General features: G+C 40.6%; 1 pseudogene. It reads right to left on the bottom strand.

Features of this window, described 5'->3' with window-relative positions:
• Nucleotides 1-50: 50 nt before the first annotated feature.
• A pseudogene (locus QUA53_RS28945) lies at nt 51-1,546 on the bottom strand (IS5 family transposase).
• Nucleotides 1,547-1,668: the final 122 nt, after the last annotated feature.

Raw genomic sequence — 1,668 nt, 5'->3', positions numbered from 1 at the left:
GGGCTTGCTGAATAAGTTAAGAAAAATCGCTATCGCAATTAATGGGTGATTCAAGCTCGGCGAAACATAATTTTTTGTTGACTATAACTTGCCCAGTTATAGCTTTTAGTAATGATTGCTCAGTCAACAGGTGTGATTTTTGGTTTTTGACATAAAAACACACAAAAAACCCGTCTTAACCAGGTAGAAAGGTTCATTACTAAAAAAGTAATAGCAATAGCTGTACCAGAAGTATTATCAAGTTTTGCCATCACGCGATTCAAGGTGAATCTTCTTTTTCGCAAGTCCCAAATTTTCCCTCAATAGAGTTACGAATTCTCTCATCTTCCCAGGCTTGTTTCTTTGTTTCCTTACTGACATTTGCTGGTGGCCTTCCTAACGGAGGCCCACTCATTCTAATTCCTCTTTCTTTACACCAAGCTCGGTTTTCCCTTGTTCGATAAATGCGATCGGCATGGACTGATTCTGGGTAGTATCCTGTGTAACTTTTAAATGCTTCTATTTGGGCTTTTAAGTCTCCCGATTCGTTAAAATTCTCCCAACTTATTCGGTCTAAAAACACATACCTATCAAAGCAACTCGCTGACAGTTTAGCTCCAAACTCTACAGGTTTTCCTGCTTTACCTCTAATAATGGGACGGATGTGGGGTTGACTTACACTTACTATTCTGTCCTCAATACTCTGTTTGTTATTTTCACATAACCAGAGTTGTTGGCGATAGACTTCTGTGAGGACTAGCAAAGTTTTATATTGCTTTTTGGTCAGACTTTCCAGAGTCGCACCTGATTCGATTAGCTGATCGATATGAGCCAAATTTCTTTTGATATATTGCAATTGTTTTTTAATTGCTTGGATTTTTTTGTTTCGGGTCGGTCGTCGTTGTTTGGCTACTGCTAAGTAGTCTTTTCTGGCTATTTTTCGGTAGGTTCTGGGTTTTTTCTTGATTTTTACTGTGAGAGATTTATAGAGAATGTCGATAATTTTTTCGGTATGAACTCGGACTCGGTTTAATAGCCCTAAGTCCGTCGGATAGCTAATATCCGCTGGAGCACAGGTCGCATCTACGATTAATTTTCCTTGATTGGGTGATTCATTTTTTGCGTCCGAATCCTTTTTTTTTTCTGGTTTGACTGCGATGGTTTCGCGCATTTTTTCCACCAGGCGTTCGTTCACTTTATTAATTAGATTCGCACTAATTCGTTGCCGAAAGTGAACTAATAGCGACGGGTCAAATGGGAGTTCGTTGCTGTAGATTGATTGACCGACAAAGTATTGCAAATAGGGATTTTCACGGATTTGTTCTACTGTTTCTCTATCGCTAATTCCCAGTTTTTCTTTGATGATTAATGCCCCCAATGCCATGCGAAATGATTTGGCGGGTGCGCCCATTTCGGTCGGGAAATTTTCAGCATATTCTGCTTCAAATTCATCCCACGGGATAAGTTCGGCCATCTTTACCCAACGGTTATCTGCTGACAACCTTCCTTCAAAGGGTAGTTTAAAGTCGGATGGGGGGCTTGGGGCAAGCTCAGCTTTTCTGTACACGCTCGCAGGTGGTGATGCACGGGTTTTGAGTCATTATACCTGTTTTTCTTGCACCCTTCCACCTTTTTAGGATAACACAACTCATACAGTGTTTACTTTTGCAACTGCTTCAGCAAACCCTA

Source organism: Microcoleus sp. Pol12B3, from assembly GCF_036701355.1.
In the GTDB taxonomy this organism is placed as follows: Bacteria; Cyanobacteriota; Cyanobacteriia; order Cyanobacteriales; family Microcoleaceae; genus Microcoleus.
This window is presented reverse-complemented; position numbering and strand designations above follow the sequence as displayed.